This is a genomic window from Mesorhizobium sp. (genome assembly GCF_004962925.1).
GTDB lineage: Bacteria > Pseudomonadota > Alphaproteobacteria > Rhizobiales > Rhizobiaceae > Mesorhizobium.
Map to the genome: position 1 here is coordinate 16,564 of NZ_SUEO01000083.1, position 7,208 is coordinate 23,771.

At 63.6% G+C, this 7,208-nt stretch carries 6 protein-coding genes and 1 pseudogene; 1 reads left to right on the forward strand and 6 read right to left on the reverse strand.

Going from position 1 to position 7,208, the window contains the following annotated elements:
- The 6 genes and pseudogenes from E5W87_RS17650 to E5W87_RS17675 all read right to left on the reverse strand — a co-directional run.
- A pseudogene (locus E5W87_RS17650) lies at window positions 1-158 on the reverse strand (ABC transporter ATP-binding protein); the annotation flags it as partial.
- On the reverse strand, window positions 151-1,035 hold the full coding sequence (locus tag E5W87_RS17655; RefSeq protein WP_292399998.1) for an ABC transporter ATP-binding protein: 885 nt from the start codon (window positions 1,033-1,035) through the stop codon (window positions 151-153). The pseudogene E5W87_RS17650 and the gene E5W87_RS17655, both read right to left, overlap by 8 nt.
- Entirely contained in the window at window positions 1,032-1,880 is an 849-nt protein-coding gene (locus E5W87_RS17660) for an ABC transporter permease (RefSeq protein WP_292400001.1), read from the reverse strand. Before E5W87_RS17660 ends, E5W87_RS17655 begins: the two co-directional genes overlap by 4 nt.
- Complete coding sequence (locus E5W87_RS17665; protein ID WP_292400006.1) at window positions 1,873-2,880, reverse strand: ABC transporter permease; 1,008 nt, start codon at window positions 2,878-2,880, stop codon at window positions 1,873-1,875. The genes E5W87_RS17660 and E5W87_RS17665 overlap by 8 nt, the downstream gene beginning before the upstream one ends.
- A 70-nt stretch (window positions 2,881-2,950) precedes the next feature.
- Window positions 2,951-4,477, reverse strand: a complete 1,527-nt coding sequence (locus E5W87_RS17670) for an ABC transporter substrate-binding protein (protein ID WP_292400008.1) — start codon at window positions 4,475-4,477, stop codon at window positions 2,951-2,953.
- A gap of 101 nt (window positions 4,478-4,578) precedes the next feature.
- On the reverse strand, window positions 4,579-6,153 hold the full coding sequence (locus E5W87_RS17675; RefSeq protein ID WP_292400015.1) for an NAD(P)/FAD-dependent oxidoreductase: 1,575 nt from the start codon (window positions 6,151-6,153) through the stop codon (window positions 4,579-4,581).
- A 122-nt stretch (window positions 6,154-6,275) separates the two neighbouring features.
- Here E5W87_RS17675 and E5W87_RS17680 point away from each other — a divergent pair, with 122 nt between their 5' ends.
- Window positions 6,276-7,067, forward strand: a complete 792-nt coding sequence (locus tag E5W87_RS17680; protein WP_292400017.1) for a cyclase family protein — start codon at window positions 6,276-6,278, stop codon at window positions 7,065-7,067.
- Window positions 7,068-7,208 lie beyond the last annotated feature (141 nt).

Consider the following 7,208-nt stretch of genomic DNA (forward strand, 5'->3'; position numbering starts at 1 on the left):
CCGGATTCGCCGACGATGCCGGTCACCGATCCCTTCGGCAGATCGAAATCCAGGCCTTTGAGAATCTCGGCCAGCGGCGCGCGGCCGATCAGTGGTTTGCGCGTCATGTCGGGCAGCGCGACCTTGAGCCCACGCACGGAAAACAGCGGCTCAGCCATGCGGTCGCCTCCAGGCTTGGTCGGCGGCGGCGATTTCGGCGGCAAGCCCGGCCAATACCGCCTCGTCCACCGGTTTCAGCGACGCGAACGGATCGGTGTAGCGCGGTGTCGCCGCCATCAGCGCTCGTGTGTAGGGGTGCTGCGGCGCTGCGAACAGCGCCGCCGTCTCGGCCTCCTCCACCACCTTGCCGGCATAGAGAACCGACACTTTCTGGCTGATCTTGGCGACGACGCCGAGGTCATGGGTGACGAACAGGATCGCCGTGCCATGCTCGCGCTGCAATTGCGCGATCAGCCGCAGGATCTGCTTCTGCACGGTCACATCCAGCGCCGTGGTCGGCTCATCAGCGACGATCAGCCTGGGCTCGGCGGCGAAAGCGGCGGCGATCAGCACGCGCTGGCGCATGCCGCCGGAGAGTTCGTGCGGATAGCATTTGAGGACGCGGTTCGGATCGCGGATCTGAACCTCGTCGAGCAACTGGCGGATGCGGACGTCGGCTCGCTGTCCGCTCCAGCCGAGGATGCGCACCAGCCGGTCGGTCATCTGCGGACCGATGCGGCGTGACGGGTTGAGCGCGGTCAGCGGGTCCTGCGGGATCAGCGCGGTGCGGGCGCCGATCAGCGTGCGCCTCGCCTTTGGCTGAAGCCGGCCGAGGTCCTCGCCCTCGAGCAGCATATCGCCTTCGACGATGCGCACGCTGGGCGACAGCACGCCGAGCACCGCCTTGCCGATCATCGTCTTGCCGGCGCCGCTCTCGCCGACCAGCGCGCGAACCTCGCCGGGTTGAACGGAGAGCGAGACCGAGCGCAGCACGCGGGCGCCATTCGGCAGCACGGCGCTGAGGTTACTGATATCAAGGCAAGCGCTCGCGTTCATCGCAGCACCGGATCGAAGCGTGCCTTCAGCCCCTCGCCGAACTGGCTGAACGACAGCACGGTCAGGATCAGCGTGACCAGCGGGAACACCAGCACCCACCAAGCCTGATGGATCGACAGGCGGCCCTCGGCGATGATGCCGCCCCAGGTTGGATCGTCGGTCGAGATCGACAGATTGACGAAGGACAGGATCGCCTCGACGATGACGGCGATGCCCATTTCCAGTGACAGCAACGCCACGATCGACGGCACCACATTGGGCAGCACCTCGCGCAGCATGATTCCGATGCGGCCATAGCCGGCGATGCGGGCGTTCTCGACATAATCCATGCGCGCCTGGCCCATCGTCTCGGCGCGGATCACCCGGCAGAAGCGCGTCCAGTCGATGACGGCGATGGCAATGATGACCGAGCTCAGGCCCGTGCCGAGCACGGCGACCAGCAAGATGGCGAACAGCACCGGCGGAAACGCCATCCAGACGTCGACGATGCGCGAGATGATGCGGTCGGCCCAGCCGCCGAAATAGCCGGCGATAAGCCCAAGCGTCGAGCCGACCAGGCAGGCGGCCAAGGCTGCCGCGAAGGCGACGACGAAGGCGATGCGGGCGCCGAAGATGAGCCGTGACAGGAGATCGCGGCCGAGGCTGTCGGTGCCGAGCCAGAAGCCGGGTTCCGCGCCGCTCATCCAGAACGGCGGCAGGCGTTCGAACATCAGATCCTGCGCCAGCGGATCCTGCGGTGCCACCAGCGGCGCAAAGATCGCGGCAAGCAAGGCCAGCAGAAGCCAGCCTCCGGCCAGCCACAGTCTTGCGCCCGAGCCATGTCTTGAAATGCGGCTGTCATCCATGGCGCAGCCTCGGATTGAGCAGCGCATACATCATGTCGACAGTCAGGTTGATCAGCACGAACAGCAGCGCGAAGACCAGCACGATGCCCTGGATCAGCGGCAGGTCGCGGTTGATGACGGCATCGATCGCCATATTGCCGAGACCTTCATAGGAAAACAGCCGCTCGACGATGACGGTGCCGCCGATCAAGAAGGTGAACTGCACGCCGACCAGAGTGAGCGTCGGCAGCGCGGCGTTCTTCAGCGCCTCACGCAGGATAACCTGCGTTTCGGAAAAGCCCTTCACCCGCGCCAGCACGACGTAGTCGAGATCGAGCACTTCCTTCAGCGACTGTTTCAATAGCTGCGAGATGATCGCGGCCAGCGGCAGCGCCAGGGCCACGGCCGGCATCAGCATGTGCCCGAGCAGGTCCTTGGTCAGGTCGAAGCGCAGCCGCGCAATGCTCTCGAACAGATAGAACTGAGTGACGAAGGGCAGGTCGAGCTGCGGCGAAACCCGGCCGGAAATGTCGAAGACAGGCACCATCACGCCGAACAAAAGGATCAGCACCAGCCCCCACAAAAAGTCGGGAATGGAAAGCGCTGCACCGCTGGCGATGTCGATGCCGGCCTCGACTGCCGTGCCGCGCTCGCGTGCGCCAAGGATCGCTGTCGTGCCGCCGATCGCCAGCGCCATCAGCAGTGCTGTGATGGCCAGCTCCAGCGTCGCTGGCAGCCGGTTGAAGACCAGCCCCAGAACGTCCTGCCTGAGCGAGATCGAAGTGCCGAAATCGCCCCTGACGACGCCGGACAGCCAGATGAAGAACTGCTCGACGATGGTCTTGTCGAGCCCATAGAGCGCGCGCAGCCGGGCGATGTCGGCATCGGTTGCGCCGGGCGGCAGCATCATCGCGATCGGATCGCCGGGCGCGACGCGAATGACGACGAAGACCACGACGGCAACGCCGAACAGCGTGATCGCCATCGTCAGAAGACGGATCAGGAATCTTTGCAGCAGCATGGTCGCCTGTATGCCTGGCGGAAAATGCGCGCCGTCGTTGCGGACGGCGCGCGGCAATCCCTGGCTGATATCAGGCCGGGGTCATCAGGGCCGGCAACAATGCGCCGGACACATGCTGCACGACATTGACGCCCTTGGCATGCACGATCGGCTGCGCATACTGGATCAGTGGCAGCACATAGGCCTGTTCGGCGATGTACTTGTCGACGGCCTTCCAGCCGGCGATGCGCTTGGCCTCGTCCTTCTCACCCCATAGCGGGTTGATCATGTCGATCAGATCCTGGCTGTCCCAAACCGAATGCGGGCTCGGGCCATAGGTGGCAAAGCCGGTCGAGGTCGTCGGATCGCCGATCGCGTTGCCCCAATTGTAGAAGGCGGCCGGCGCCAGCTTGTCGGCGGCGCGCAGTTCGTAATGCTTGGCGATCTCGTAGACCTCGATCGTCGCCTCGATACCGACCTTGCGCCACATGCCGACGATCGCCTGGATCATCTCGTAGTCCTTGGGCTTGAAGCCCTTGGTCGTCTGTATCGTGAACTTGACCGGCTTCTCCGCCGAATAGCCGGAGGCGGCCAGCAATTCCTTGGCTTTTTCCGGATTGTGCTCGACCTTGATCGACGCATCGTAGGCGGCGTATTCCGGCGTCTCCAGCGTGTCGATCGGCTGGCCGTAGCCGCGCAGCAGGCGGTCGACGAGCAGCTTCTTGTCGACCGCCATCACCGCCGCCTGGCGGACGTTCTTGTCCAGCATCACGTCGATGTCGTTGAAGAAGATCATGCCGATGTCGGAAACATTTTTGCACGAGCCGGCAAGACCGTCCTTGGCGATCAGGCGGTCATATTCCTCATAGGGGATTTCGAGCGTCACCTGCGAGGAACCCGACTCGATTTCGGCAACGCGGCTCGCTGCATCGGTGACGAACTTGATCGTCACATTCTCGAACGCCGGCTTGCCGCCCCAATAGTTCGGATTGGCCTTAAGCCGCAGGAAGGCGTTGCGCTCGAATTTGTCGACCATGTAGGGGCCGGTGCCGATCGGGGCTTTTTCGAAGCCTTCAGCGCCGACCTTCTCGTAATAGGCCTTCGGCATGATGTAGCCGGTCAGGAACGACATCCACTTGAAATACACCGGGTCGAACTGCACGACATCGCCGGTGATCTTGTTGCCGTCGATCTTGAAGTTGTTGACGTTCTTCCAGACGAACTGGATCGGATTCCCTGTCTTTTCGTCGCCCGCCCGCTGCAGCGACCAGACTACGTCCTCAGCCGTGAACGGCGAGCCGTCATGCCAGGTGACGCCGTCGCGCACCGTCATCATGATCTTGGTGCGGTCCTCGTTCCAGCCCCATTCGGTGAGCAGGCCCGGCGCAAAGGACAGGTCCGGCTTCTGCGGGATGAACTGGTCGAATACCGACTGGTAGAGGCCCTGGATCGTCGGGTTGACCGCCGAAGGCCCGGTGGTCGGGTCCCAGGACGGCAGGTTGACGTTGTAGGCGATGGTCAGTTCGCCGGCTGCCTTGGCTATTTGCGGCAGGCCGATGACGGTGGCGCCAAGTGCTGCCGCGCCATATCCGAGCAATTCTCGTCTGTTGATTGTCATGGTCGTTCCCCTGTTGGTTTTCTGTGCGTCGTTGTCGTTCTGTGGTTCAGGCTCCCTGGGCAACCGCGCCTTGCCCATCCTTCACCCCAAGTGCTTGAATTCTACCTCCCGCCAAGCTGTTGGGCGAGCATATAGCCCGAGGCCGCACCGGTGCCGGCGCCCGGCCATGTTGCAGCACCGGTGAGATGCAAATTCGTGACCGGCGTGTTCCAGCCGGCAAAGCCGCGCCCTGGTCGAAATAGGAAATTCTGCGCCAGATGATGGCTGCCGCAGATCTGGTCGCCGCCGACGAGGTTGGGGTTCTCGCGTTCGAGATCGAGCGGCGAGAACACGGCGCGGCCGAGGACCTTCCGGCGAAGCCCGGGCGCATAGGTCTCGATGATGTCGAGAACGCGCTCGGCATAGGGCTCCTTGACGTTGTCCCAGTGATCCGGCGCGATCTTGCCCGCCGCATCGCCTGACATTTCGGCGGGCAGCATGCGCACCTGCACCCACAGCACATGTTTGCCTTCCGGCGCCCGCGAAGCATCGACCGCGGTCGGCTGGCCGACGACGAGAACCGGTTCGTCCGGCAGCATGCCGGACATAGCCTGCTGATAGGTGCGCGACATGGCGTCGAGCGACGGCGACAGATGCACATAGGCGAATTGCCGAAGCTCGGCGCCGGCGCGCCAATCCGGCAGATCGTCCAGCGCCAGATGGATCATCATCGTGCCCGGCGCATGGCGGAATCTTTTCATCGCCGTGTCGAAACTGGCGTCGCCGGAGCCATTCGGCAGCAGTTTGCCGGGCAGCGCCTTGGGCGCCACGCTGGCGATAACCGCCTTGGTGGCTGTATGGGTCTCGCCGGAAGCAAGCCGCACGCCCGTCGCCTTGCCGGCGGAAACCGTGATCTCGGCCACCTCAGCCCCGGTGGCGATCTTGCCGCCGGCAGCGGTGATCATGCCCGACAGGGCGCGGATGATGGTGTCGGCGCCGCCCTTGCCGAGCACCATGCCGAAGCACTGGTTGGCCATTGATTCCAGATAGGGGAACACCGCACCGCCGGCGATGTCGGGGCCGAAATCGAGATGCATGCCCCAGGTGGCGAGCGTCGCCCTGACATGCGGCGACTCGAAATTCTCCTCAAGCCACGCGCGGGGTGAGGAAAGCAGCAGCCGACCAGTATCGAGCGCGCCGGCAAAACCCTTCTTGCGCAACAGGTTCCAGGCGGTGCCGGCCAGCGCCCGGCCGCTCATCGGCGAACCCAGCAGCCGGAACAGATGCTCGGCTTCCGCTGGGAAAGCCGCAACCAGCCGGCGCCATGTTGCGGCATCGGCTGCGGAAAAAACAGCCATCCGTCCAGCGGTCTTTTCCAGGTCGTTGCTGACGCCGAACCAGCTTCCATCCGGAAAGGCGCTGGCAAAGCAGTTGGCGACCGGCGCGAATTCCAGCCCGTGTTTTTTCAATTCATTTGCATATTTCTTGTGAAAGGCCGAGCCGGCGAACAGGCTCAGATTCATCGCACCGAAATCGTGCCGGAAGCCGGGCAGCGTGAATTCGCGGGTCTGGACAGCGCCGCCGATTGTTGCGCTACGCTCGAAAATCGCGGTTTTCCAGCCTTTGAGCGCCAGATGCGCGGCGCATGCCAGACTGTTGTGGCCTGCCCCGACGAAAATGGCGTCAAACTCGCTCACACCCCACCCAACCCATTTCCTTTATGCTTAAAGATAATTGCAGATGCATATGTTTTCGTCTAGTAGGATATTAAGGGCCGCAACGAGCCTTGATCATCACCAAGAAAGAGGGAACAGAGACCATGGACACGCAAAAACTTCTCGGCGAGGTCGCCGGCCAGCTTCTTTCAGGCGCCATCCAGGTGGTCGACCTGACGGCGCCGCTCGGCCCTGACACGCCGCTGATCAAGCTGCCGCCGGAACTGGCGGTGGACACGCCGAAGGTCGAGATCCACACCATCTCCGCCTTTGACAAGAACGGACCGTGGTGGGCTTGGAACTGGCTGAAGCTCGGCGAGCACTCGGGCACGCATTTCGACGCTCCCAATCACTGGATCACCGGCAAGGATTATCCGGACGGCGCCACCGACACCATTCCGGCGCAGAACTTCGTCGGCCCGGTCAATGTCATCGACTGCTCGAAGCAAGCCGCCGCCGACCACGACTTCCTGCTCACCGTCGACCACATCAAGGCGTGGGAAGCCGAGCACGGCACGATCAACGCCGGCGAATGGGTGGTGATGCGCACCGACTGGTACAAGCGCAACGGCTCGGAAGCCGAATTCCTCAACGCCGACGAGACCGGGCCGCACACGCCCGGACCGACGGCCGAGGCCATCCAGTTTCTGATCAGCAAGGACATCAAGGGCTGGGGCAGCGAGACCATCGGCACGGATGCCGGCAAAGCAGGGGGAATGGAGCCGCCATTCCCGGCGCACAGCCTGATGCACAAGGCCAACCGCTATGGTCTCGCCAGCCTCTGCAACCTCGACCGGCTGCCGCCGAAAGGCGCGATCCTGATCGCCGCACCGCTCAAGATCGAGCACGGCACCGGCAGCCCGATCCGCGCGCTGGCGTTGGTGCCGAGACAATAGGACAAGGTGGCGGTCTTCGGGAGAAGATCATGCTCGCAGGCAATGCTGTAGTGACAGCTTGGGAACGGCAGATCTGTATTGCTGCGGCTCTACGGCGCCCCCCTCTGTCCTGCCGGACATCTCCCCCACTTGGGGGGAGAT

What these genes read in the sequence shown, in the direction of transcription:
- E5W87_RS17655 (WP_292399998.1), bottom strand. Translation starts at nt 1,035, where the DNA reads ATGAACGCGAGCGCTTGCCTTGATATCAGTAACCTCAGCGCCGTGCTG.
- E5W87_RS17660 (WP_292400001.1), bottom strand. Translation starts at nt 1,880, where the DNA reads ATGGATGACAGCCGCATTTCAAGACATGGCTCGGGCGCAAGACTGTGG.
- E5W87_RS17665 (WP_292400006.1), bottom strand. Translation starts at nt 2,880, where the DNA reads ATGCTGCTGCAAAGATTCCTGATCCGTCTTCTGACGATGGCGATCACG.
- E5W87_RS17670 (WP_292400008.1), bottom strand. Translation starts at nt 4,477, where the DNA reads ATGACAATCAACAGACGAGAATTGCTCGGATATGGCGCGGCAGCACTT.
- E5W87_RS17680 (WP_292400017.1), top strand. Translation starts at nt 6,276, where the DNA reads ATGGACACGCAAAAACTTCTCGGCGAGGTCGCCGGCCAGCTTCTTTCA.